Here is a 25444-nt window from a genome sequence, read left to right as displayed (position 1 = left end):
CAAGGCGGATATAAGGTCTTTATCTCAGCTCAGGGAAATATCATCTCCAACTAACGCCTAAAAAAATCCGGGTGACCTCAATGCGTCACTTTGCCAACCCTTGTCGATTAAATTTCCCGCAGAATCGCCGAAATTACTTAGCCTCCATCCCGGATTATGGTACTCACCTGCCACGGAGGAACTTCCATGAAATCAGTTATTCTTTTTGCCGCAACTCTTTTATTAGGCACCAGTGTCTGGGCCGCAGACATCACACCAAGCACACTTGTCGGACGCTACAATATCGAAGCGAAGGCGCTCAACAAGTCCGCAAAATTTCGCCTGGTCGTGATCGACGCTAAACAATTTGAGATTCAACGCCTTTATGATGATCATGCCGGAAAAATTTGTAACGGCACTTATCAACTCAAAGAAGAAAGCAACTGGGGCGAAGGCGGTTTTGGCACAAACAAAATTTTCAAAGGACTTTTCTCTTGTCCTGATGATCGCAGCAAAACGGCTGACTTCGATATCAACTTCAAAACTTTTACCACTCGAGATCTTGAAAAAGGCGCCTATGTTGAAGTCACTAGTTCTTTGGCTTCAGGTATGACCTTGAATGCAAAAATGAAGAAAGAGTAGTTCATACCAATTTTCGGGGGAGCGTCGCTCTCCTGATTTTCCCTTCATACGGTCAGAACAAGAGACTCACTCTGATAAGAGAAACATAAAAACGACACCTTTTTACAGGCTACCGAGGTTGGAAATTCATTCTGAATCCCTCTGACAAAATTGAGTTTTATATATGGGGATCTATGCACTAACAATTTTCGGCTTCTAGCTTTGTTTACTTAGTATCGGAGTCCATTCCCTACACTCCTCGTATTTCTTAGGGATTACTACTCCTTAAGAGCACATATCGTTTATCAAAACCTTGACCTACGCTCCCACCCCCGCCTAAAGGGAGCAAAAATCTGTCAAAGATCTAGTCGCTCCCGCCTAGGCCCAATGGGTGATGTAAAAAAACAACCAAGAAATCCCCCTTTTAATTTTCTAAAAAATAATCTACAAAGCACTCACTTTAATAAATCAAGCCGGTGGGATGATAAACAGAACGTCAGCGACCATGCCCTTTGGCTTCAAAATTTGGAGAGAAAAATGAACTTGAAATTCCTTAGGACCGCTTTAGCGGTGGTATTGTTGTCTACTGTTGTCAATGCGGATGAATTCGATGGCGGAAGCCCTGAATACGATCCTCGCCCTAATCCACACTACAGTGAATCTGAAATCCAAAGAAAAATTGAAAACGAGATGGCTGTCGCTTGTCGTGGAAATCTTTGTTCCATCGTAGGGACTGATAGCACCGGCGAAGGCTGGACTGTCAGCTTCCAAGTAGGCTACGGCAACACTCCCAACGGAACCGGCAATAACTTCTACATCGGCACTGATGGCAAAAATCACGGTGCAAACGGAAGTGACTACTATGCGGGTATCACTGTGACTTATAAGACTTACACTTGCCAATCCACTCTTCGTGTTACTCCTTCCGTCTATCGTTTCGTGAATACTTACATGTACAACATGGTGAACTCCGACGGTTCTACAAAGCGTAACTTCTCCCCTGCGGATCAAACGGTCATCTTGTTCTACACCACCATGTTGAACAAAGTTGATAACTGTAAAGCAAATAACTAGGCGAAAGACTCTCGAGGACTCATGAAGACACTGGTTTTGATTCTAGCAATGATGACACTCTCTGCGACAGGAACTTCCTGGGCGCAGGTGCCTGCTCATCAAACCAGTCTCTTGAGTCCTCTGCATTTCACCAACAGAGCCCAATGTGCTTTGGATTCTGAAAAACCAACCTCATCGATCTTTGTCATGATTGACGGTTACAACGCGGGGAAAACGGCCAATTCCATCGCCAAACTTCGCGGTTTGAATACCGAAGAATACTCCAACAAGGCCATGAAAGAGTTCCGTCTCTCCGTCGCCTACATGACGTTGAATGTAATGAATAAGTTGGTTCGCGGCCATCTTCCCCTATTGCCAGCCAATCTGAAAACAGCGGATCTGCCTAAATACCTCAGCGCTTCTAATAACTGCGAAACAAAAAACAACAACTGCGCAGATGTCAGCGACTATATTGCACAGATCTGGAGTCGCGCCGGCCAACGCTCTGAAATTCTGAATTTTGACCGCTTCACTCAAAATAACTTCCCTCTGCATGCTTCCAAAGATCGCCTGGGCTGCTACTACATTAAAAAATTCTCGCCACTTCAAGGGCAGCTTCACAATGCCGAAGTCACTCAGGCTAATTTGCAAGATGTGGCCGTCGCCTACCTCAATGAAAAAGATTATTTGACCGGCTGCTTTGATGCCGATGACAAACTCAACAATCGATTTGTGACTTTGCAAATCGACTGGGAAACCAACCAAAGTACTCTGAATCAACAAGGCTTTGACTTCTGGAACAGCGTCAAAATCTATCTTTCATGGGCATGGCGCAATACCAACGAGTTAGAGATTATGAGTCCTTCCTTCGGGCGGATCTTTAAGTCGATCGCCCTGGAAGAATCGATCTTGTTGGTTCCCAATGGCTGCAAAAGCATGACAAAACCTTCTTGCGACAGCCAGTATCTATCCTCGAACAGTATTCGTGAGCTCGCCAAAGTCACTGGCGCTCAAAACAGCGAACTGTTCGACACCGTTCCCGTTGGAACCGATGCCGAACTTTTGGAAAAGGGCGTTCGCGGTGTCAATAATGACTTCCTGGGAACCCAATCTTTTGACAGTGCCCAAGAGTGGTTGTCTAACTTCCGCAAAAATGTCGTTCAATCCCGTGGATTGATGAAGACCAAATATCAAAATGCCATCACACACCTGAATATCCTCCAAGATCAAATCGGCACAGCAGGCCTTGGCAAGACCGTCATGACTGAACTCGCCGCCCATCGCTCTTCTGAAAACATGATGAATGAGCTTTATTATATGTGCACTGAAATCCGTCTGGCTGCGGATGACACTTTGGATTTCTTAAAGTCTGACATCGAAAGAATCTCTCAGTTAAAAAACATGACTCAGATGCAGTATTCTGAAAAACGCTCTTTGAACGATCACGTCGAATTTTTCAAAGCCGTTTCTTCTCAAGTTCTTCCTTACTGCAACGATCTTGAAAAACAAAACTTCTGGAATAAATCAGGATACACTGTCAACAAGTCTGGCTTCGCTCCTTGGGCCAAAGAAATGCTGCAATTGAAGGAGGATGAAGCCTCCAAGTTCACTCCCTCGGCGGGCAATCAAACGCCGATGTTGTCCTGGAAAACTGCGAATGGAACTCCTGGACAAGTGATCTGCTATAATTCCGTAGACTGCACTCGCTTGATGGTGAAGAGCATGGTGGATCTCTATGCCGTCTCCACTTATGCCGACGCCCTCATTCCCTTGGCGGGAAAAACCTCTGATCCCAATCTGTTTAATCCCTATTCAGAGCTAGCCACCTGCAAAATGTATGATCCTTGGTTCCAAACACAGCGTATGAACAAGGTGTTCTTTACGGATCTGGCCAATACCGCCCTGTTTGGCTGGAATATCCTGCCCATCTATATCGACGTTAATTTTTCCGCACCCAAAGTCACATCTTTCAAGCAGCTTATGCAAGATGGCGTTATCAAGTACGATCCTCGCCTTGAAAAATCAAAAGTCGAGCGTTCGATCGTTGCCGATTTCGGCCCACTTCTGGGGGCCCCTTGTGCGATCGCTCTGAACAACAACGGTCTTAAAAATTATAATTTCTATTCTTTCACCGGCGTGACTATGAACTATTGCGACGGGAAACAGGCGAACGAAGTTATCTCCAACAACCCCAGCGACTTTGCCAATGGTGCCAAAACCTCGCGCTCTTTCTGCGCCGGTTGTACTTTGAACTTTACCGCCATGGCGTCAGCCTCTTCCGCCGCAACCTTAGGGGCCTTCAATCCTGCGAAGTTCGTTGTCTACATGTTCCGAACTTTTAATAAGTACTTCAGTGCTAAAAAAGATACCGTAAACATTCCCAAGTCCTGGGACGTCAACGCTGCTTACGCCGCTGAAGTTTACAAAAAATACGGCCAAATCCCTTCTTACTGTGTTGATCAACTGGGCCAGGGTTTGAAGTGTTTTAAAGATATCTGTGCCAGCAAAGCCGCCGCTTATTTCGAAAAAAGCTATAACACCAAAGTTCATAGCGTCTATATGCGCGAAGATGAAAACATGATCAACTCCACTCAGAAAGAGGCTTGGATCAAATCGGATCTCTGTCAGGGTGAAACTATTGTCAGATTCTCTTGCGACGAAAGAAAGCTTGAAAACTTTAAAGTCTACTCCATCAACGGCTTCCATAAGTCTTGTAGAAATGCGATTGGGAAATAAGATGCTGCATAAACTTCTGATCTCTTTTTTCAGCTTCATCACGATCCAAACAGCCCACGCTTGGACCGTAAATTCTCAGATCGCTATCGGTTCCAAAGGAGAGTTTCAAGACACGGTGACTTTGTCCTGCCGTCCTGATGAAACTCTTTGCCAACAGGTCTGTCAGGCCAAAGATTCTTGCTGGAAAGAACAGGAACTGTGCTTTAACTGTCTGGGCACGGCCAATCCGATTTTACGCACGGTCTTTACCGAGATCAATCGCCTGTATCGTAACTCGAAAAAAGTCGTTCCGACGGCAGAAATTGGAAAAGTCTTTCAAAAGGAACATGTCTTCATTTCCGCTCGCAGTATCTACAACTTCTACTCAGCAGTGGATAATGCCGACGTTTTGGCTCGTTTTCAAAGTCTTTGCCCCACATCCAGCGCGCAGCCTTTAGTGGTTCTGGGCAAAAACTTTAACAATGAACCCGTACAGATTAAATACATTATTTGCGAAGGGGTCGGACAGTATAACCAGGGCATGTATGTTCTGGAGTACAGTCCCCAGACGCAAGTTGGAATTACGAATTTAACAACAAAACCTTAAACGAACGTTAGATCAAAAGGAGAACACAATGACTAACATCATGAAACTTGCAGCAGCCGCAATGCTTTTCATCGCTGCTCAAAATGCAAACGCGATTTCTTTGCGTTTCAAATTCAAAACATTCAGCTCTGGACCAGACATCTATGCATGTAATGCTGGTTTGAGACACCAAGCTACAACTCACCAGGCTTGCTACTTCCAGGATACACAGATTGCTTGTACTCCTGGAACTGGCGCTAAGGATTGCTCTAGCGGCGTGTGCCACACTCGTTGTATCTGTACGAACAACAACGGTGGTGAGTATCTTATGGACTACATGAAGGGTTCATACAACACTTGGAATCCTGCTGTTCAATCTCAGAACTCTTACACTCCTGCTGGTTGGAGCAACTCTTGGTCTGCAACAACAAAACAAGCTGGTGCAGCTAACTACGAAACATTGGTTGGTCACACTGATGCTTTTGCAACTCGTATCAAAGAACTTAGCTTTAACTTGGGTTCTGAGCTTTACGGTGCAGAGTACTTCGTGGATATCTGCTATCGTGGCCCTCAAATTGAGTACTTCGCTGACGGCGTAAATGCTCGTTTCGGTTTGTTGGCTCAGGCTTCTGCGACAGATTTCATTGCTAACGCGGTAAATCCTGGCGACAACCACCCTGACAGCAACGGTTACAACAACGGCCAAGGCGGATTGTCTATGAATCCTGCGACAGGTCCGAAGTACACTTCTCTTGCTGGTTTGACTGTTCAAGCTTTCACAGTTTGTGATCTTCAAGGTCTTGGAACTTATGATTTCGCACACAACGGTTCAACTGCAGGCGTAGGTAACTACAACACATTGTTGAATGAGGCTTCTTTCTCTAACTGGAACAATCCTTCTGAAGGTGGCGGCGACTACTTCTACGCTTCCAATGCTCCTCTTATTGGATCTGCTGCGAACTTGATTGATACAACAATCTCTACAAACACTAAGACTCCACGTTTCTGCCGTATCCGTTACGTTTTCAAAGAAACTAACGGTGCTGCTGGTTCTTCTGCTCTTAAGAACTTGAGACAGTGGCAACGTCACGGTGCGGAGATGTGTACATACACTAAAATCGAAGAAGCTCTTTAATTTAGATTCGATTTTGCGACCTAATGGATCTCCCGAAAGGAAGAAATGATTATGAAAACAAATAAAATAATACTCCTCTTCCTTTTGGGCGGATTGCTAATGACGGCGGGCGAAGTTTTCGCCTGCCGCGCTTCCCGCGACATGAAACACAGCTTTGCTTTAAACTTCGATGAGGCTCCGGCCGTTCGGGTTTATGGCGACGGAGTCGGTTCGACTCTCCTTCCTCAAACTATAGACAAATGCACTGAGAGCGCCGGTAAATTTTTAATGCTCAGCAAGGGTGTTTTTATGCCCGGACTGGTTTCAGACGTGGCGGATATTTCTCTTGATGGTGAGATTCCCAACGATAAAGTCTGTCGCATCGAGAATCCTATTTTCTCGAAGCCGTTGGATCACAATCAAAAGAAATCTCTGGTAAAAAGACAACATCAGTTCCTTAAAGAATGCACCTTCATCACGGTCGCCGAAATGAGTGGCCGTCCATTGCGCTACAATGCCTTCCAGCCTTTCTGCAAGGTCACCAATATGGGAGCCAGCATGGTGCAAATGGAAGGGGACTACTGCTTCCTGCAAATCAATCCCAGTTACAACCTGGCGATCTCCATGGGGCTTAAATCCCAATGCGCCAACCTGGAAAAAATGCGCGAACTTGGACTTGAATTCGGAGACATCGAAGCGTCTTTGAACTCTTATGTTACGGGCGACGATACAGGCATGAGCACGGAAGTCGATCCTATTGGATCTTCACGTTATCGCTTTACTCTTCAGGCTCCGAAAAACTTCATCCCTTTGAGTGACGACTTGGGTATGGAGGCTCCTCGCTTCCCAGCGACGTATGAGGCTGAAATGAATATCGGTGAACTGCGCTTCCGTCCTTCAGGATCTGAACGCGTGGATTTGGATATGTATCTTTCCGTCGACAATATGAATGCCCCCTTCTGCAAAGAGGGCCTTTGCGCGGGAGCATCGACCTACAACATCCCGGTTGCCGCTGAAATCGAGATCTATCGAATCGACGCCTCCGGCAAAAAAAGTTTTGTCGATGGTTGGACAACGGGCGGAATCGCCCAAGGGAACTGGAAAGGACTTTTGCGTCTTCCTCAACATACTATTGACGGAGAAGGTTTCAAGGCTGGTGACAACTACAAGGTCATCGTCACCATGTATGATCCCTTCGAGGACTTCTATATCTTCTTGTCCCAGGCTGAACAATTTTTGATTGATCTTAAGGGCGCCAACGGAGTCGCTGGCTTGGATTCCATTCCTTCCCTGCAAGCTCTCACAAATTTGACCGGACTTCCCAGCTTGATGGGTCTTCCTGATATTTCCTCCGGTGACATCAATAGCGACCTTGAAATGTCTTTAAGCTATTTCAAAAAACTGGGTGCCACCCGCTTGTGGCCAACCTACTATTCGAAAATCTGCGACCCCAGTCATGGTTCCTGCTTTGTGCCGGGAAAACAAAAGTTCTGGAATCGTTTTACGGCCAACTTCCAAATCGGCGGGATGAGCGGCGCGGGAATTTACGATCTTAAAAAAATTCATGTCGTTAAAGAATCCCCTGTAGGAATTGTTATGGATCGCCAGGTCCCCACTCTTCCCAGATACTCGTGTGAGCCTTAGTCATGATGAAATACTCTGTGCTTTTCATATTGCTATTTATCTCCGGAGCCGCTCAGGCCTCTCAGGTAGGTTTTAACAGCACAAACTCCGATGATCTCTATGTCTGCAATGTCAGCTTAACAGCGACACCGGCAGAAAACTCCATCGGAAGAATCATGGGCAGCCTGACCTATGAAGATCTCACCAAAAACGCGAACTCGCCCTGGAGAATCGTGAGCGGTGGATTCTCTTTGAGTGAATCTTCGCCGTCCCCCCTCACAAGCCAAGCACAATGGTCCGCAAAAATCACGGATCTGAAACTGGCATTCACAACTGAACAGATGGGCGTGGGTTACAAAGTTCACGTTTGTTATTTGGGTCCCGTGGCGAACAAAAAGGGCAAGGATGATTTGACTGAAAAAGAGTATAGCGTGATCGCCTCCGTCTATCACTCCATGACTGCCTATGCAAAGATGGCGAACCTTTACTATCGCATCACCACAGCCTGTGACTTGCGCAACAGACAATCTGATGCGCGAAAATCCAATGAAACAAGTCCTAACTCCGAACTGACGGACTATTACTATGTCACCAACTGGGCCCCTTTTGATGGGACTCTCAAAGAAACCTCTTTGGTTTTAAACTCCCGAGCCCCGCAACAGGTTCCTCGGTTTTGTGAAATCACTTATGAGTTCAAAGAGGCTTCAACAGACCTCCGCCCCAATGATCTTTATATGACGGAAGTAAATCTGTCCGTGGATGTTTTATAGGTTTATCTATGAAGGCTTTCCTTTTAACCACTCTCTTACTGCTCTCCGTCCACGGCCAAGCTAAAGTTTGGGACGCCACCAACACTTGGTCTGAAGCTTATGAAGAGCAGTACTCTCAGTGGATCAAAGACACCTTCAAGTACGACATCTTCTCTAATCCCTCCAGCGCCTGGTACGGCATCCCCACAGACTGTGCGGATGCTGTGTATGCGGCACGGATCATCTTTGCCTATGAAAACTCGCTGCCAGTGAATTTCACAAATATTGAAAACATGCGACCCAACTTAAGCAATGAAATGACTTCTTGGGACAGTTTATCCGCTAAAGAAAAAGTCCGCCGTTTCATTCGTCACGTTTCGGATCTGACCAGCACCCAAACCCTGGGATATGACACCTACCCTGTGCAAATCAGCCGCGAAACTTTCCGTCCTGGAATTATTTTTGTAAATCCCACCTTAAGCCGCGAAGACGAAAACATTGTTGGAACACGCGGTGGACACGCAGAAACCCTTATCCAAATTGAAGAAAATGGATTCATCAGAACCCTGTACTCCACAACCCCCAGCAAAGTCCGCGATTTAATCACGACACGAAATCCTTACTCCTGGCCAATCAGTCGCCTGGGAGGATTCCGCGCCTGGAAAGCAGCCAGAACCCCCTCTTTGGCAAGCCCTGAACAATTTGAAATCGCAGGATGGAGTCCTCAGATCCGCCCGACCCGCAAACAGATCTATCAGTGGCATGAAACCATTCGTCGTCAAATACGCCTGCGCCCACCGACAATTGATGAGCGCAGCGATGTGGTCATCGAAAGTATCTGCAACCTTTGGCAAGGCCGTGTGGATGCAGTGACTAACGCCTGGAAAGCCATTCAAAACAATGGTGGGCGCTGCCTTTCTACGGACCTGATGGATGAACACGCGACGACGAAGCGAGATGCTCGATTGCGTGAAGCCTATGGCCAGCTCAATGATCTGATGTTCTGGCGAAAAAATGAATACAATATCCCTGATGCTCTGGGCGACATCAAAGACGCCAAAGAGCTTTTGAAACGCTGCCCGGTCTTGACAGGTCTTCGCGCGACAGATGCCTGGGAGTTGTTTCTTAAAATGATCGACAATCATCTTGTTTCAGATTCCACCTGGAGTCCCGCGGTTCGCTGGGGAGAAACTTTCAAACAAAGAGGTCAACAATGTCGCTAATGGCGTCGACTCTTCTTGTGACGTGCCTTGCCTACGGACCTGCCGTTACTCGCGAGAACAACCTTAAATACAAATTTCTGCAACCGATCGAGATTGCCAACAGTGAAATTCGCACAGTGAGTGTGAATCAAAACTCCGAGTTTGAAGTCGTCGAAGCGGTTCTTACGGAAGATCGATCTGATGCGTGCCCTGGCACCATCAGCGGCAAACAAAAAAACGGTGCCATCGTCGCTCTGAAAGGGCTTTATACCGGCCCGAATGGTTACACGCGTGGAGTTTTCATCTTTGATGATCTGCATGGGGAAAGATACAAGGCCCTCGTCGAGTGCCCTCATTTTGCGGTCAACCCTTCCTGCCCGTCGGACGACGACGCCATCCACGGTTGGGAGTCTTTTTAGACAGGAGCGACGGAACTTCGCTCTTTAAAAAAGGAATCCACCACTTCAATCATTCTTCGGATGTTGAAGGGCTTGGCAATAAAACCCGCAAAATGCCGTGAGTGAGTCAGCTCCATCTCACTCCCCCCAACATATCCGGAAACAATGAGAACTGGGGTGGGTGTACTCTGAGGAAGATCTTGAAGATTCTTGAGCAACTTAAAACCATCCCAGACCGGCATCTGAACATCACTGATCACAAGATCAGGGGCCCACGACTTGATCTTATCAAAAGCCTCACGACCATTTGCTGCGGACTCAACTTCATAGCCGGCCTTTTCCAAGAACTTCGCCAGAAGAATAACAATATCAGGTTCATCATCCACTACCAAAATTTTATACTTCATGTGAGATTTCCAAGTCGTGGCAATTCTAAAACAAATCGAGTGCTGGTGCTTTGAGTATCCAAGTACATTCGCCCTCCGTGGTTCTCAGCAATGGCCCGGCCAATACTCAAACCAAGCCCCATTCCCTGACCCCGAGGTTTACTTGAAAAAAAAGGATCCATAATCTTGGGCACGATTGACGGATCAATGTGGCCACTATCCTGAACGCTCAGTTCATAAAATCCGTTCTTCATGCTCACCGACAGGACTATCCACTTATCCGATCGGTTCGCCAAAGCATCAATAGCATTGTTAAGCAGATTTAAAATAACCTGAGAGATCTCTCCCGAGTTACACAACAGGGGCAATGGCTGTGATGGCACCTCCGCCCTAAAAGAAATATCCAAAACTCTCAGCCTGTCTTTACAAAAAGAGAGCGTCTCATTCACAATCTGGCCCAGATCGTTTTCAGTTCTTTCCATGCTGCGATGATCCTTGGCCACCTTTCTTAGTCCATCAGTGACATGGGCAATACGCGTGACGGCCTCTTGAATCTTGGCTGATTTTTCCGCCACCTCCGAGACACTCATCTTTCCGCTCTGAGCTTCTTCTTGCATTGTATCCGCATACATATTGATGATCGTCAGAGGATTGTTGATCTCATGAGCAACTCCGCCTGCCATCCGGCCAATGCTGGCAAGCTTATTGGCGTCCCAAAGCTGTTTCTGCGTCTCGGTGAATTGAGCCGCTCTATACTGAACCTCTTCCTCAAGGCGATCGTTCCGGTCCTGCAGCACCTTTTCATTGACCATCATGGGCATCAGGATGGACTGCATGTAAAGAATCGCAAAAGCAATGACCATCCCAATAAATAAATACTCTGCTTGTCCCCTCACCAATGGCCAATCTAAATAATGAAAGTTCATTGCAATCGAAACCGCGATGAACATCTTTTGAACAACAGAAAATGGCTTCACCTTCCTGCGCAAAGCCGAATAGACGATATAAAATACCGGAGAAACGCCCCCCACAGCCATTGGCGTCGCATAGACAGGAAAGCTCGTGTGGTTGAAATATAAAATCACCGTCAAAGCTCCACAAAAGAGATAAAAAAACAAAAGGTTCAAAATCTTAAAACGCATCTCACGGATTTCAGCCAAGCACATCGCTAAAACAAGTTGTCCCAAAAAAGTACCCGTAGTGCTGATGATGACTATCAACAAAGGATCCAATTTGGCCGCAAAAAGATTCGCGATGGATGATACCAAAATCCCCATCCAGTAAAGTAAAACCAATTTTTGAATCTTTTGTCGATCGGTGTAGTACTGTATCAAAGTGACAATAAGGCTGATTAAAACAGTCCCAACATAAAATCCAAGAAGAATCTGAAGCGCCGAAATATTCATAGTATTAATCTTTAACCCGCCCTCACTTCAGGATATTAAGCATCCCAAAGATTAGCACGGTGTCTGTAGGGAACAAAGTTCTGTTCGGACCAAGATCTCTCCCCTTGCGGTTTTGTAATATCCAAGGACAGCTCCTTGGAATGGCTTTGGGTGACACTTCCGGCACGGCACTTTTCAATAAGTTCGACGCCCCACCTTGAGAACGTCTTAGTGTGAGATTGTGGAATAAATTAAACCGTTGAAAAGACAGGGTTTTTCTGTGCGCCCCACTATGATATATGGCACCCCCCTTGCTTTAGAGTATGGCATAGGGGGCTTTATGAAAAATTCAAAACAACTCATCACAACCATCCTTACGCTCACTGCAGTTTCTTTCTTAACTGCCTGTGGCTCTTCAAAAAATGCCGTAGGGACATCGGATCTTTCAAGTCGCTCAACAGATACCTCTACTTCTTCCAAACCGCTTGCCCACTGTAACCAAGTAACTGGGACTGAAATCAGTGCCAAACTTAAAACATATACGGACTCTTCAAACACAGTTCGCATGGACTATGTTAGTGTTCGCCTGACTGCCCTTCCTTCCAATTTCGAAGAGAGCACAACATATATCGCTATGTGGAAATGGCTTGCGAACTCAAGTGGCAACACCTATTTGGATAGCACAGCTCTCAAATTCATCTTGGTAAACCCCACAAATGGCCAAGCGATCACTGGCTGGAAGAACACCCTTCGCTGGAGTGATGTTTCTGCCATCGCTAAGAACATGAGCTATTCAGATGCCGCGACCTTCTTCGCCAACGTGACTTTCTTGGTAGACCTTAAGGATGCAAATGGTGAATACGATGTTTTGAAGATTACAAACTACAGCGTATCGACCAACAAAGCTGTTAGCCAAGCCGATGCGCTTCTTCCCTTGTTCTACGCAAACCCCGCAGACTATGCTTATGAGTCTTCCGGTGTGGCTCGTGCGCAAGTTCTTCAAGATCTTCACCCTTTGAAAAACTATGCAAACCAAGGCTTTTCAGCATCTCAGTTCCAGTCCATGACTAATAACTTTTGCTTCTAATGAGCGGATTCCTGACTGACCTCTTCGGCCTGCAGGTTTTCGCCCTGACGATAACGATCCACTAAAGTCGGATCCGTCGTCGGGAATGAAAACAAGAGTGAATGAACATTAGAACTCTCATCTTCCTGAGTGACGGCGATATAAACCAAATCCTTGGCTGTCTCGTGATCGGGAAATTCTTTGATAAAACTGACCAGCACATTTCCGTCCAGATCATTCTTGCGCCAGATCTCATCTGCGCTTTCAATCGTTTCTTCGCGAAGAGCCGCAAAATCTTGAAACTTATCCTGAGGAATGTCTTTATCACCACGCACTTTCAACATGGCCATATAAAGCCCCATGGCAAGAGGATCTCCCTCCCCCAAGGCATCCCCTTCGATAGAACCGCCTGACACTTCTTCATAGGTTTTGTCGTAGACCAACTCGCCTCGTTGATAGTTCTGCCATACACGGCTGTCTTTTGTAGGGAAATGGATAAAGACAAAAGTGGGGTATTCATCTTCCGACGATACATAGGACACTGCTACGTACTTGAAACTCTCGGCCCCCTCTTCGAAAGATTTAATGAAGTGATAGATGGCAAAGTCCTCCATGGTCTTGTCATCCAACCAAACCTCATCCGGTTCATCCAGAGTGGCCTCCAAGAAGTGTTCGCGAGCAATCTGCTCTTCATCCGTAAAATCTTCCGGAGCCCTTAATGACTGATACTCTTCTTCAAGCTTATTGATGGCGCCTTGAAAATAGCCTAACAACTCCTTTTCAGACTCGAAAATAAGTCCTGCTGCTTCATCAACAATGATGTACTCTTTCTCTGAAGAGCTGGTTGTTTTCTTTTGTGCCCGAGATTTTGTTTTCGCCATAGTCAGTATCCCTCATTCTCTATTATCGAGACATTCCCGATCACCAACAACTAGAAAAAGCACCCACACGACAAGCCCCGTCATAGTCGCATTTTTGGTCTTGCAACATATAGAATTATTCCTCACCATCGGAACTAGCAGCTGCCAAGGAGGCGCTCTTGGTCAATATAGAAGAGACAAGTTTGGAACGAATGGAGGCTTTGCTCTCTCATTCTGCCATGGGTGTTCATGTTCTTTTTGACAATAAAGCCATCGCGGATGTTCTAAAGGAAGTGAAAGACGACAAGGACTTTTACAGCTTCGATAAGATGAAGAAAGTCCAAGATGTCATGACTGCCTTGATTGCGAAAAAAACCTACTTTGAGAAGATGGCTTATCTGCAAGCCCTCGACCCTGAGTCTTATCAAATGCTGGTTCGCGCTTACTTTCATATTGTGGAAAATACGGTTAGAGCTAATCACGAGCATAGTCACTAATAAGAACACTCATTCCTCTGTTCAGCAGAAACAATAAAACGATCTTCCTCCATCCATGGAAGGCTGTTTCCTGGCCGTCGTGGCCAGGAAAGAAGAGTGTTTACCTGAGGTCTCTCCACGATTTTTGGCCTGACGAGCTGGATGCTCGTCAGGAAGGCTGCTCACGGATGGCCGGACTTTGAAGATCCCGCGAACAGTTGTAAAAACTCCGCCCAAAACTTAGGCACTTTCTCCCAACTTCCATCTCTAAAATGCAAACTTCCCCAAACCGTCAAACTCCTAGAGCCTTAAATCGACACCTCTTGCGATATTTAATGCAACGCACACGACTCCTGATATCCTAGGACCAGGACCTTTTGATTAAGTTTCCCACCGCAAAGCCGATAGGGAGATTTGTGAAATATCGAGTTTTCTTATCGGCTTTCTTTTTTTTACTCCCCCAACTTGGTCATGCCGAGTACCGGGTGTTTTTATTGAAGATCTCAAAGAAAGCACCGCAAGCCGTGGAGAGCTCGGCCACTCCGCTATCGCCCGACTTCCGTCTGGTTGAGAGCACTCTGGATCACATTCAATATCGCTACTACTATCCCGTCGCCGCCGATGAAGAGGTCACCTACATCGATACTTGGCGCTGCTATGGCCGCACAGACGGCTTTCAACCTCACTGCCCCAACCCCAAAGGCCAGATTCCAAGTTCTGAAAATCCCGCACCTTAATGTAGCTGTATTATTTTGATACACTACATACATGTCGTCGATTGACAGTTCCACGCGTAAATCTCAGCAAGCTGACTTGAATGATCTTCAAGCGGAATACTCACGCAAAAAAAAGCAGATCGTCAAAGAAAACGAAGCGGATATCGCGGATCTTCGGGACTATTATAGCGAAAAGAAAACGGCTATCGGTGAACAGAATGAAGCGGCCGTAAATCATATTCGCAATCGCCAGAAAGAAATGGCTGAAGAAGCCTCTTTGGAGCGAGAGCGTATCTCTGACAAATACAACACCCGCATGCAGAGTCTGCAAAAAACCTATGAGGAAAAACTAGGCGACACCCGTCAAAAAAGACAGGAACAAGTTGCACGGGCCCAGGCCGACAGTCGTCAAAAAATTGAAGAGATCGAAAAGAACTCGGAAAACCGTATTGAACAAATCCGCACCCAAGGATCTGAAGACGTTCGACAGGCCAAACAAAAATACAACAGTGACATGTCGGAACTCAATGAATTCAGTGAAAAGCGCCTGAGCAGTCAACGTGAACAAAATGATATGAGTCTTCGCAACGAAGTCGAGCGCGGTCGCAGTGTGCAGGAACGCGTGCGGGCTCGCAACGAGAAAGAGTACGGTAAACTCCAGGAAAAAGGCGAACAACAGATTCAAAGGGAACAAGTACAGCAAGAGAACAAGCTCAATCGCCTTCAAGACAATTCCGCGAAACGCTATGAGCAGCAACAAAAACAATGGACTGCCAAAGAAGAACGCGTCAATAAACAATACTCTGAACGGATCATGCAAAACAAAAAAGCCAATGAGGACCACCTTAAGCTTCAGCACGAACGGTTCCAAAGTATTTACCAAAAAAATGAGTCTGCACAGCGTGAGTCTTTAGACATTCAGAACCAAAAATATCTACGTCAGTTAGCTGAATCTCGCAAAGACCTCACCAAGGCGACCGAAAAATACGCCAACAAAGAGGATGACCCGTTCTATAAGGTCGAAGATCGCGGCAGCTACATTCGAGAAAATCCGGATTTCTACATCCTCAAAGCTTATGTCCCCGAGCATGAAAAAGATTCCGTAAAGGTGACCATTCAAAACGACAAGGCCACGGTCACTGGTCAACGCTCGTTCAAAGATAGAGTGGAAGATGATGGAAAGATCGTCAGCAGCTCCAACTTCCAAACCTTCCGCGAAGAGTTTCCTTTTGAAAAACCCGTCATCACCGAAGGCATGACCCGAGAGCGCCAAGGTGACTGGGTGGTCTATCATATCCCCAAAGGCAACATGATCCGCTTGGATCGCAAAGCTTAGTTTGTTTTGAATTAAGAATTTAAAAGATGTTCAATGAAAAATGCAGACAGCTGATGGCGACCATCAACGGCCGCCTTTTTATAAAGGCTCAAAGCTTGCTGTCGCGTGGTAGTTTCTGAAGTGCCGCGCTTTTCTGCGATCTGCTTAAGACTAAGACCTCGAAGAATAAACATTCCGATCTCACACTCTGTTTTGGTGAGACCCCATTTTTCAAAATGGCTTTGGATATGCTTTTGAAATTCCCCGAGATTTTTTCCCATGCGCTAATTAGAGCGATATATCTAATTGCTGTCATCTAACACAAGTTAGTCTCAGGGTGTTTTCCACCCTCAGGGTGGGGTTAATTCAGATTAAACCTTCATCAAGTAACGTACTTCTCTCATCAAGAAAGAAAGGCGCGCCTGAAGATCTGTCAGCATCTCAATATTAGCACTGAGCTGAGCTAAAGAATCTGACTCAACAACCGGAGTGTCTGCAAGCTCATGGTAAGATTTATGAGTCACAGGAGAAACCTCAGAAAGAGATCCCAAATAAGACTCAACTGCAGTTTCTACCTGTGTGTTCTTATCTAAATTGATCACTCTCATTTTGCTCTCCTCTGTCTGCTTCTGGCGCAGAACTAAAAGTCTAGTTATGTTCTTTCACTTCCAACAACTTAAATAAACTTACATGGACTTTTTACAATGCTGAGCATCCTAATACTCGCACTGCAAAGCCTTTTCATCGGCCAACGCCAACCGAACTCGATCGTCACCACTCGCTAAATACGTGGCCATTACAGAACCCGCACCATCTTTATGTTTGAGTCCCAAAACATGCCCCATTTCATGGAGCACCAAAGCTTCAATATTGACTGGAGAAGAGTTGGCGCGGTCTGATTTCGCGGCACGCGTGATCGTCTGCCCATTCCAATAAAAACCGAAATCAGCCCTGTTCAAGCGAATGTCCGCTTCTTTAATGAGGTCACCAATCCAATAGACGCTGGTTCTTCCCTGCTCTGAAGAACGGTTGTCCTCCCAAGAATTCATAAGATAGATCACATTCACGCCATCTTTGTGAGGATTCATAGGCCCGGTATAACGAGGATAGGTGATGATATTAAAGAGCTTTCTTCCCGCTGTTTTTTCCCAAGTATCCGCAGCCGCCACAATCGACGGAACCATGGATTCTGGAATCGAAGAATGAAGATACATCGTCACCGGAACATCACTCTTCCAAGAGATACGTTCGCCATAGACGTTTTGCACGAATCCACAGTCTTCCTGAGACTTCGGCGCACAGGCTTGTATCGTTAAAATTGAGATGAGGACCACTGCGGTCCCTAGCCACTTCCACATGAGAGCGACCTCCACTGCTGTTCTTCAATACAAAGACAGGACCAAGCGGCACCAGCCCCCTTTAAAGCGCTAACCCACTGTCATTACGAGGATTTCCAAGATCCTCTTTAGAACCTACCCAAATTCATATTTGCCAAGAGGTGGCTGTCAGCGCTTAAGACAGATCTGCAAAAAACACTTAACCTGCTGAATTTTAAAGACATTTCTAGTGTCAAAGATTCCAACACCCCCACGCCGCAAAGTGTGGTGCAAAAAGGCTCTGACCCGCCTGGCCCAGGGCTTGCTCTAAGGGATATCAACGTCTCGAAATGAGACAAACCGGCTCCGGCCCCTTTCGGGGAGACCTTATGAGCCACCAAGCCCACCCCCACATCCTACCTTCCTGGTAGGGAGCCTAAAAAAGCTCCCCCTACCAGCTCGCGCGCAAGTCACGAATCCTTGGAAACCAGGGCCACCTTTGATAGAAGGAAGACCTTCATACAACGAAAGGTCCCACAATGACTAAACTGACTGTGATTCCCGGTGATGGTATTGGCCCTGAGATCATGACTCAGGTGATCCGAGTTCTGAAACACGTAAAAGCCCCCTTTGAATACGAAGAACACCAAGCGGGCGAAGTGGCTTTAAACAGTTTGGGTGAACTTCTTCCGCAAACGACTGTCGACTCTATCAATAAAAATAAATTGGCCATCAAAGGCCCAACGACTACTCCCGTCGGTGGCGGACATAAATCAATCAACGTGACCATGAGACAAAAATTTGATCTTTATGCAAACGTACGCCCCGTGCGCTCTTTGCCTGGAGTCCAATGTGTCTGCCCGGATGTTGATCTCACGATCGTGCGTGAAAATACTGAAGATCTTTATGCGGGCATCGAGCGCATGGTCGATGAAAACACGGCGGAAAGTATTAAACGCATCACTCGCAAAGGTTCAGAGCGCATCGCTCGTTACGCCTATGATCTTGCGCAAAAAACAGGAAAGCCTCGCGTTGCCATCGTTCATAAAGCCAACATCATGAAAATGTCCGATGGTCTTTTCTTGAAAGTCGCACAGGAAGTCGGCTGGCAATATCCGTCCATCACCACCAAAGATGTGATCGTCGATAATGCCTGCATGCAGTTGGTAACCAAACCTCAACAGTTTGATGTGATCGTCACAGAAAATCTTTACGGAGATATCTTAAGTGACCTCTGCGCCGGATTGGTTGGCGGACTGGGAGTTGTTCCTGGCGCAAACATCGGCGAAAAAGCGGCGATTTTTGAAGCCGTTCATGGTTCTGCTCCTGATATCGCGGGACAAAACAAAGCCAATCCGACGGCCTTGTTGCAATCGGCAGTCATGATGCTTCAACACGTTGGAGAAAATGCCAAGGCCGATGCAATTATGAAAGCTTTGATTGCAGCTCTTTCTGATATCAACGCACGCACGGGTGACCTTGGCGGAAAAGGAACGACGGTTTCTTTCACCGACGCGATCATTCAGAAATTAGGATAATCGTGACTTTACCCTTGATGATCTCCCCTATTCATACTTCCGTCTTTCATCCGGGAAATGACTTGGTGGAGTTCATCCTTCAGCATATCGACCGCTCGTCTTGCACGGAGCGGTCGATTCTGACAATCACCTCCAAAATTGTCAGCCTCGCGGAAAATCGCCTGGTCGCTCATGACAGCGTCGACAAAAAAAGTTTGATCCGCCAAGAGGCCGATTATTATCTGGGGGAAATCGGTCACGGCGTCAGCCTCACCATCAAACACGGCCTTTTACTTCCCGCTGCGGGAATTGATGAATCCAATTCTGAAAATGGCGACTACATTCTCTATCCACAGGATCCCTATCAGTCGGCAGAGGCTTTAAGAACAGCTTTGAAGGAACGGCTGGGACTTCGTGAACTGGGAATTATCCTCACAGACTCACACACCGGACCTTTGCGTCTGGGGGTTGTCGGAGCCTCCCTGGCTTTTGCAGGATTTCATCCGGTGAAGAATATGATCGGCCAAAAAGATATTTTTGGAAGACCCTTAAAGATGACCAAAATCAATCATGCCGACAGCTTGGCAACGGCGGCCGTTTTGATGATGGGAGAAGCCGACGAGTGCTGCCCTTTGGCTCTGATACAAAATGCTCCCGTCGTTTTTACCGACTCACCATCCCGGTCTGATCTGGAAGTCTCTCCAGAGAACGATATGTATCTTCCGCTCTACAAACATCTTCTGAAATAAAGAATCCAGCCCAAAAGCTAGCAAGCAAAGGTTTGCCTCCATAAGGCTTTAAACCTAAACTTGTGTACATGAAAACAGTGAGTTTGCTTTCTTGTCTTTGCTTCTTCTTCTCTGTCTCTTGCGCGACCAACCAAAAGAGCCGCTTAGCCACGACGGCGGTCGGCATCGGCATCGGTGCTGCGATCGGAGCGGGAACGGCTCCCAACGACGAGCGTCCTGAGTTGCATGCTCTTTATTGGGGCGGAATCCTGGGCGTGGTTTCTGCCGTCGCTGCCAACTATTACTTTAGTGATGAGAGAGATCTTGAGGTGATGCGACTTGAAAACGAGAAACTCAAAGCGGAGTTGGATCTATTTCAAAACCGTCCCTCGACCTTGCTGAAGGAAGAGATTCGCTCTGCAGATAAAAAGTATTTTCATGGCGGAAAAGCGCGCATCAAACTTTATGAAATTGACCAATGGGTGCCAGATGGTCCCAACAAAAGATATCATCGTGATCGTATGATGGAGATATTACCCCTGGAAAAGAGTGAATAATGAAGACCAAGGTTCTCTCCGCCTTGTTGGTTCTGAGTCTTCTTTGGGCCTTCACTGTCAGTTTTCTGTATTGGCGCCTTAAAAACAATCCCCGCGTCGTCGCGGTGACAATGGATGTGGGAAAAGACACCTTACAAAATACACTACTGGGGGAAATGGAAAAGACGACCTTTCTGCGCCAGTATCTGGAACGCTACTTCAACTATGACTCCAATAATTTTTGGCAGTCTCAGACGTCCTTGGCCTTCCTTATGGATCCACGCCTAAGAGAAGAACGACTGCGTGAAGTGAGAAGACTGCGAGAGAAAATCCAGCAAAAAAATCTGTCCCAACTTGGCAAATTGATTTCACTCAAGAGGACATCTCAAAATCATTATGAAGGAGTGTTAAGTTTGCAGATCACGGAAGAGCGTTTAAAAAGCGATCTTTCGGTTACGCTCGAGATCTCTTTAGTGAGTGCGGAGCGGACTCTGGAAAACCCTTGGGGGCTCTTAGTGGAAGAAATGATTTTCAAAAAGTCGACGCCCACTCCCGCTCAGGTCGAATCTCGTGCCTCGGTTGAACCTCACAGCCCCACTTTACTAACTTTTCCTTGCGCCATCACCAATATTGAAAATCCTGACGAAAATAAGCTGAAGACTAAAATTACAACTTTGAACGTCAGCGAATTGCAAATCACCCCGTCCGAAATTCTTGCACAACCCTTGGTGCTCATAGCCCTCTGCAAAGATCTTGAATTCAAGGTGGAAATTTTGACTGCAGAGAAAGAACAAGATCTTTATCTTTCTTTACCTCTTTCGGCCGGAGTTCCCAAAAAGAAAGAAGCTCCCAAGGCCCGCAAAAGAGATATTTACGAGAAAACTATCGACAAGGTTCTTGGGATCAAGTTTGAAGATTGATTTCTAAAAAGGTATCTCGGCACTTTTTAAAGCTTTTTCAATAAAGTGTTTATCAATCCCCACCAAGGCTGCGACTCGAGGATTTCTCTTTTCACACAAGAAGTAAGCTTTGATGGGTAAAGTCTGACGTTTCCCTTTCAAAGAGTACCAATCATCCCCCTCTTGAATCTGCTGATCTAATTCGCCCGTTGTAAAAGGCCACACGCGAGAAGAAAACTGTTCAAGCGCCAAGAGTTCATTCCCCAAAGAATCCCGAGCCATCCCTTTCACAAGAATTCGCCCCCGATGCACACCTCCACCAGAGTCATAAGAGTAAGAGAACGACTCCAAGGTTCCCGTCACAAACTCAAAATCCTGAGGTCGCAAAAGATAGTTGCGGATAAGATCCATTTTTCTTTCCCTGTGAAAAAGACGAGCTCCCACTGCAAATAAGATGGCCATCACAATCATCACCAGCGTCGTCCCCAAACCCGCCCCCCATCCTAAGTAGTGAGTCACGGAGAGGTAGAAAAAAAATCCCCCTAAGAACAATGAAAGAAGAGACGCTAACATGAACATAATGATGACCGGCAACAACATTCCATCTTTAGCCCATAGGACTTTCTTCAGGCGAGAAGAGCTTTGAATTTCTGATTCGTTATTGACGGCAAGAGCTTTCCAGGATGTGTACATCCCTTGAGCATGCCAGATATTTAGGAAATCTGAGAAAGATTTTCGCTTATTTTGGGGAACAACAAGACCACTTGAGTTCCGACCCCCTGTCGAGAGCGAATTTGCAGTTCTCCACCGATGGCTTCAATCGTCTTGCGAGCGTCAAAAAGGCCCAAACCATGGCCGTGATCTTTACCATAACTCATTCCCTCTTGAGTCAAACGCGGTAAGACCTCTTCAGGAATGCCACAACCATTGTCCATAATCTGTAAAAGCCAGTGTTCATGTCGTTCCATCAAGGTGACGTTGATAGAGGCTTCCTCTTCCGGAAGCGCTTCGATTGAATTATTAATCAAATTGCTGACGACTCTTTGAATCTTCAATGAGTCCATAGAAACCAGCGCCTTTTGAGAAGAGATATGATTATGCCATGCAAATTCGACACGAGGGTGAGAAAACCGATACTCCTTCAATAATGAAATCATCACCCCAGAAAGGTCTGGTCCTTGTGTTTTGCCGGATGATATCTCTAGAGATTTTTCCTTCTTCCCTTTTGTCAAAAGGTCTTCGGCGATGCCACGAATGCGAGCCACGGCCAATTCTAAAAGCTCTTTCTTTTCTAAACTCATTTCATGAGACAATTGACTTAAAGTCGTCAGAGCCGTCAACGGGCCACGGATATCGTGAGCAACCTGACGGGACATGGCTGAAAGTTCTTTATTTAAAGCCAGCTCCGCCTCTAATTTTTGCTCGTGAAGATGACTCAAGAATTCGCGACGAACTCCAACTCCCAGAAAGATCATCCCCAATAAAACACCCACCATGAACACGGGAGAAAAAAGGGACTTCCAAAATAGCTCTGCTCCGCTAAAACAAACTCGAACACTCCCGGCGGGAAGAGAGTTATAAGTCAGGGGCACGTCTGTTGAGAAAAAACACTGCAGTTTTTCGGGAGTCTGAACCTCGGTGGTGCCCACAGCCTTATGGACTTGTTTGAGCTGCTGCAAAATCTTATTTTGCAAAGTGGGATCCCCCTGGAAGATCTTAGCCCGTGCAATATCGTCCTCCCAGATCCCGACATACTGTTCTACCGCGGATCTGGCACTATGAATCTCATAGAAAAAACTCATTAAAGCCACAACCAAAGAGAGACCCAAAAATAGGCCTCCCCATAAATAGGGAATGGTTTTATTCGATTTGAGATGCGATTTATTCATACTTCAGAGTAAAGCAAAGCTCACTCCGCCCCTGGCTCGAACTCACCTCATTTTAGATGTCGATCGTTTGGACAGTGCCTAATTTGGTACGTGGGGTTACTGTGGCAATTCAGTTAACTCGATAAGACGAACTTCACGAATATCGTTCTTGCCATCTGTGTAAAAATTAACTTTCGTGGTCGCGATCTTGTCCACTCTAAGAACTGTCCCTGGACGAAGAATAAGTTCTTTCTCGTTCAGGGCAGAATATCCTGAAATGTCTTTCGCTGTGACAGCTTTAATTACCAGAAGTTGATCCTTTACAAAGTTTATAGCAATTTCCTTATCTGCGGAAATGCCAGTGAAATATTTAACTTTAACAACCTGTCCGACCTCTTTGATATTCAGCCAAGTGGCACTTCCTCCACGGAAGCCCCTGATTTTCGTGTCTGGAATTTTATTCAGAGCAGATCGAAAAATGATATCGTCTTCAACTTTATTTGATCGCGTATATGCTTGAACAACAAACTGTTCCGCTAGCGACAAAGGGGACTCCGGTTTATAGTAGTCCATCTGATCTATACAGGTATTGCCGCAGCGTTTTTTTAGATACTCTTCCTCATGGGCCGTCGCCAACGCGAAAGAGCCTAGTCCCACAATTGTTGCCATCAACACCAGGATTTTTGCTTGAAGCTTCATAGCATCTCCAAAAAATATAATTCCCGTTCGCAGCCCAACCCGAACCATGGACTCATCTAATTGCAGGAACCACTTACCTTATGTCCTGAGGTATCCCAGCTACCGTTTTTACAAATAATTCCTGTAGCGGTCGCTCCACGCCCAGAGATATCTCTCATGTTTCGTGGAGACTGGCCGGCTGGAGTTTGATCCCAGGTAAAATAGCACTTCCCATAAGAAAGCCCGCCTCCCGGGCAGTCCGCCTGAGCGGCTACTTTACTAGGACATTGAACACTGAACTCCCAACCCACGCCAGGAAGACAATGTCCTGAGCCGGTCCCACCATTCGTTCCCTTAATATTAATAGACTGCCCCTCCGTGCCCTGACCCCATTGAAAGCTGCAGGTGTTGGATCCATCGGGAGACTTCCCGGTCTGATACCCACCCTGACAGATCGTTTTAGTGGTCTTGCCTTGGGCATCTAAACTGGGGCAAGCGTATTGGTAATCCCATTTGTCATTTCCTTTACAAGTGGCTTTGCCAAGACCCCCACTACTTGCACTCAAATAAGGACCTCCGACAGAAATTGCCATCCCGGCAGATACAGAACCCCACTCAAAATAACATTGGTTTGTTCCATCTGGAGAAGGAACATTTGTATTTCCTCCTCGGCAGCCAGCAACCCCCGTATCAGCCGAAGAGGCCGACGAAGTTCCTCCTCCCAATCCACTGCCCTCACCGGCGCTGGCAGTTAAAGTCTTGCAAATAGGATTTCCCCCTCCATCAAAGCCGACCAATGCGATATTGGCACCACTGCAAGACTTACCGATAATACTGACATTGTTACTAAGATGACTGATAACGCACTTACCATTTACCCACGCCCCACCAATATCCTCACAGGATACGTTTGCAGGTTGTCGGCAAGTTTTGTTTTCGCTGTTCCAATTAAGACCAAGACTTTTACAGCTCACGCCAGGATCCATATAATGCGAAAAGCAGCTTAATATATTTTTATTTGCTCTTTCATATATAAGGCTAATAGTGCCAAGACTTCTGCGTTTCCTCAGTATTCCTCCAGCGGCGCTGTCATTTGTCTTTAACCACATCACCCCGACAACTCTCTCTTTACCGGCCACGTCTGTTGCCATCGGTTCAAACGAATCAATAAAAAATTCTTTAACTTCTAAGTTCGATCCAAATTTAACCCCCTCATAGAGGTCACCGCTGGCAGGAAGTTTGAGCTTTATCTTAAATGGCTTTGTAATATCTATTTTTTGTTCTCCGGCTTCAATCACCGCTCTGGTGCATCTTTCTTCTTCACTGACCACTTGACTGATCTCGTTAGCAAGAACCAGCTCTGAGGCTTTGCTGTCGGCAGATCGCATGTGCCCACTCAGTCCTACCAACAGACTCAAGATGGCGGCACTCGCCACCCCCACAATGCCTAAGGCAACCAGGACTTCAACCAAACCGAAGCCTTCGCTATTCATGTTCTTTCTAAAAGCCATACCAATATCCTTAAGCTAAATTTCACTCACCCTTTCTATTCATCGGTCTTGTGGTGATATATATAAACATTATTCCCTCTGATTCCAAAACAAGTGCTCCCCCCTCACTCTAATTCGGGGAGCACTTTTGATCCTACTCGAACATGT

General features: G+C 46.3%; 27 protein-coding genes. 17 read left to right on the top strand and 10 right to left on the bottom strand.

The features are described 5' to 3' along the window. Window positions 1–186 precede the first annotated feature (186 nt). The 9 genes from ACM64D_RS07385 (at window position 187) to ACM64D_RS07345 (ending at window position 10061) form a co-directional block, all read left to right on the top strand. Window positions 187–621 carry a hypothetical protein gene (locus ACM64D_RS07385; protein ID WP_415062558.1) on the top strand — a complete coding sequence of 145 codons (435 nt, stop codon included), beginning with the start codon at window positions 187–189 and terminating at the stop codon, window positions 619–621. A gap of 516 nt (window positions 622–1137) precedes the next feature. Then, the gene (locus ACM64D_RS07380) at window positions 1138–1674 is read left to right on the top strand and encodes a protease (RefSeq protein WP_415062557.1); all 537 of its coding nucleotides are present in this window, start codon (window positions 1138–1140) and stop codon (window positions 1672–1674) included. A gap of 21 nt (window positions 1675–1695) precedes the next feature. Then, on the top strand, window positions 1696–4389 hold the full coding sequence (locus tag ACM64D_RS07375) for a hypothetical protein (RefSeq protein WP_415062556.1): 2694 nt from the start codon (window positions 1696–1698) through the stop codon (window positions 4387–4389). A 1-nt stretch (window position 4390) separates the two neighbouring features. Next, window positions 4391–4975 carry a cation-transporting ATPase gene (locus ACM64D_RS07370; RefSeq protein WP_415062555.1) on the top strand — a complete coding sequence of 195 codons (585 nt, stop codon included), beginning with the start codon at window positions 4391–4393 and terminating at the stop codon, window positions 4973–4975. Window positions 4976–5003: 28 nt separating this feature from the next. Next, a complete protein-coding gene (locus ACM64D_RS07365; RefSeq protein ID WP_415062554.1) occupies window positions 5004–6089 on the top strand; it encodes a protease in 1086 nt (361 codons plus the stop codon). Window positions 6090–6140: 51 nt separating this feature from the next. After that, on the top strand, window positions 6141–7712 hold the full coding sequence (locus ACM64D_RS07360) for a hypothetical protein (protein ID WP_415062553.1): 1572 nt from the start codon (window positions 6141–6143) through the stop codon (window positions 7710–7712). Between the two features lie 2 nt (window positions 7713–7714). Continuing rightward, entirely contained in the window at window positions 7715–8461 is a 747-nt protein-coding gene (locus ACM64D_RS07355; protein WP_415062552.1) for a pilus assembly protein, read from the top strand. An 8-nt stretch (window positions 8462–8469) separates the two neighbouring features. Then, the gene (locus ACM64D_RS07350) at window positions 8470–9663 is read left to right on the top strand and encodes a hypothetical protein (RefSeq protein ID WP_415062551.1); all 1194 of its coding nucleotides are present in this window, start codon (window positions 8470–8472) and stop codon (window positions 9661–9663) included. Further along, a complete protein-coding gene (locus tag ACM64D_RS07345) occupies window positions 9654–10061 on the top strand; it encodes a hypothetical protein (RefSeq protein ID WP_415062550.1) in 408 nt (135 codons plus the stop codon). Before ACM64D_RS07350 ends, ACM64D_RS07345 begins: the two co-directional genes overlap by 10 nt. On the opposite strand, the gene ACM64D_RS07340 is transcribed toward ACM64D_RS07345, so the two are convergent. Both ACM64D_RS07340 and ACM64D_RS07335 read right to left on the bottom strand, forming a co-directional pair. Beyond that, entirely contained in the window at window positions 10058–10447 is a 390-nt protein-coding gene (locus ACM64D_RS07340; RefSeq protein ID WP_415062549.1) for a response regulator, read from the bottom strand. The two genes, ACM64D_RS07345 and ACM64D_RS07340, sit on opposite strands and share 4 nt — an antisense overlap. Then, window positions 10444–11832 carry an ATP-binding protein gene (locus ACM64D_RS07335; protein ID WP_415062548.1) on the bottom strand — a complete coding sequence of 463 codons (1389 nt, stop codon included), beginning with the start codon at window positions 11830–11832 and terminating at the stop codon, window positions 10444–10446. The genes ACM64D_RS07340 and ACM64D_RS07335 overlap by 4 nt, the downstream gene beginning before the upstream one ends. Before the next feature lie 319 nt (window positions 11833–12151). Between ACM64D_RS07335 and ACM64D_RS07330 the strand changes: the two genes are divergently transcribed. Then, on the top strand, window positions 12152–12898 hold the full coding sequence (locus ACM64D_RS07330) for a hypothetical protein (protein WP_415062547.1): 747 nt from the start codon (window positions 12152–12154) through the stop codon (window positions 12896–12898). Here the strand turns inward: ACM64D_RS07330 and ACM64D_RS07325 are convergent. Continuing rightward, the gene (locus tag ACM64D_RS07325) at window positions 12895–13758 is read right to left on the bottom strand and encodes a PBECR2 nuclease fold domain-containing protein (RefSeq protein WP_415062546.1); all 864 of its coding nucleotides are present in this window, start codon (window positions 13756–13758) and stop codon (window positions 12895–12897) included. The two genes, ACM64D_RS07330 and ACM64D_RS07325, sit on opposite strands and share 4 nt — an antisense overlap. A 158-nt stretch (window positions 13759–13916) precedes the next feature. Between ACM64D_RS07325 and ACM64D_RS07320 the strand changes: the two genes are divergently transcribed. The 3 genes from ACM64D_RS07320 to ACM64D_RS07310 all read left to right on the top strand — a co-directional run bounded on the left by ACM64D_RS07320 (window position 13917) and on the right by ACM64D_RS07310 (window position 16265). After that, window positions 13917–14234 (top strand): hypothetical protein, encoded by a 318-nt coding sequence (locus tag ACM64D_RS07320; RefSeq protein ID WP_415062545.1) that lies wholly within the window; start codon window positions 13917–13919, stop codon window positions 14232–14234. 395 nt (window positions 14235–14629) lie between these two features. After that, the gene (locus ACM64D_RS07315; RefSeq protein WP_415062544.1) at window positions 14630–14950 is read left to right on the top strand and encodes a hypothetical protein; all 321 of its coding nucleotides are present in this window, start codon (window positions 14630–14632) and stop codon (window positions 14948–14950) included. 31 nt (window positions 14951–14981) lie between these two features. Beyond that, window positions 14982–16265, top strand: coding sequence for a hypothetical protein (locus tag ACM64D_RS07310; RefSeq protein ID WP_415062543.1), 1284 nt, complete (start codon window positions 14982–14984; stop codon window positions 16263–16265). Window positions 16266–16276: 11 nt separating this feature from the next. Here the strand turns inward: ACM64D_RS07310 and ACM64D_RS07305 are convergent, their stop codons facing one another. From ACM64D_RS07305 to ACM64D_RS07295, 3 genes are all read right to left on the bottom strand, one after another. Further along, window positions 16277–16525 carry a helix-turn-helix transcriptional regulator gene (locus ACM64D_RS07305; protein WP_415062542.1) on the bottom strand — a complete coding sequence of 83 codons (249 nt, stop codon included), beginning with the start codon at window positions 16523–16525 and terminating at the stop codon, window positions 16277–16279. A 90-nt stretch (window positions 16526–16615) separates the two neighbouring features. Then, window positions 16616–16852, bottom strand: coding sequence for a hypothetical protein (locus ACM64D_RS07300; RefSeq protein ID WP_415062541.1), 237 nt, complete (start codon window positions 16850–16852; stop codon window positions 16616–16618). 108 nt (window positions 16853–16960) lie between these two features. Beyond that, complete coding sequence (locus ACM64D_RS07295; RefSeq protein ID WP_415062540.1) at window positions 16961–17602, bottom strand: matrixin family metalloprotease; 642 nt, start codon at window positions 17600–17602, stop codon at window positions 16961–16963. Between the two features lie 497 nt (window positions 17603–18099). On the opposite strand from ACM64D_RS07295, the gene ACM64D_RS07290 reads away from it, so the two are divergent. The 4 genes from ACM64D_RS07290 (at window position 18100) to ACM64D_RS07275 (ending at window position 21261) form a co-directional block, all read left to right on the top strand. Then, complete coding sequence (locus ACM64D_RS07290; protein ID WP_415062539.1) at window positions 18100–19098, top strand: isocitrate/isopropylmalate dehydrogenase family protein; 999 nt, start codon at window positions 18100–18102, stop codon at window positions 19096–19098. 2 nt (window positions 19099–19100) lie between these two features. Further along, entirely contained in the window at window positions 19101–19826 is a 726-nt protein-coding gene (locus ACM64D_RS07285; RefSeq protein ID WP_415062538.1) for a coenzyme F420-0:L-glutamate ligase, read from the top strand. Between the two features lie 68 nt (window positions 19827–19894). Then, on the top strand, window positions 19895–20362 hold the full coding sequence (locus ACM64D_RS07280; protein WP_415062537.1) for a hypothetical protein: 468 nt from the start codon (window positions 19895–19897) through the stop codon (window positions 20360–20362). Continuing rightward, a complete protein-coding gene (locus ACM64D_RS07275) occupies window positions 20362–21261 on the top strand; it encodes a hypothetical protein (protein ID WP_415062536.1) in 900 nt (299 codons plus the stop codon). The genes ACM64D_RS07280 and ACM64D_RS07275 overlap by 1 nt, the downstream gene beginning before the upstream one ends. 3 nt (window positions 21262–21264) lie before the next feature. Here the strand turns inward: ACM64D_RS07275 and ACM64D_RS07270 are convergent, their stop codons facing one another. From ACM64D_RS07270 to ACM64D_RS07255, 4 genes are all read right to left on the bottom strand, one after another. Beyond that, window positions 21265–21933, bottom strand: coding sequence for a hypothetical protein (locus ACM64D_RS07270; RefSeq protein WP_415062535.1), 669 nt, complete (start codon window positions 21931–21933; stop codon window positions 21265–21267). A 20-nt stretch (window positions 21934–21953) separates the two neighbouring features. Then, on the bottom strand, window positions 21954–23129 hold the full coding sequence (locus ACM64D_RS07265; RefSeq protein WP_415062534.1) for a sensor histidine kinase: 1176 nt from the start codon (window positions 23127–23129) through the stop codon (window positions 21954–21956). 96 nt (window positions 23130–23225) lie between these two features. Further along, a complete protein-coding gene (locus tag ACM64D_RS07260; protein WP_415062533.1) occupies window positions 23226–23807 on the bottom strand; it encodes an ADP-ribosyltransferase domain-containing protein in 582 nt (193 codons plus the stop codon). A gap of 56 nt (window positions 23808–23863) precedes the next feature. Next, a complete protein-coding gene (locus ACM64D_RS07255) occupies window positions 23864–25297 on the bottom strand; it encodes a type II secretion system protein (RefSeq protein ID WP_415062532.1) in 1434 nt (477 codons plus the stop codon). Window positions 25298–25444: the final 147 nt, after the last annotated feature.

The organism is Bdellovibrio sp. (assembly GCF_047637665.1).
Taxonomy (GTDB): Bacteria; Bdellovibrionota; Bdellovibrionia; order Bdellovibrionales; family Bdellovibrionaceae; genus Bdellovibrio.
Note: the sequence above shows the minus strand (reverse complement) of the source record. Positions and strands in the feature narration are given on the sequence as shown.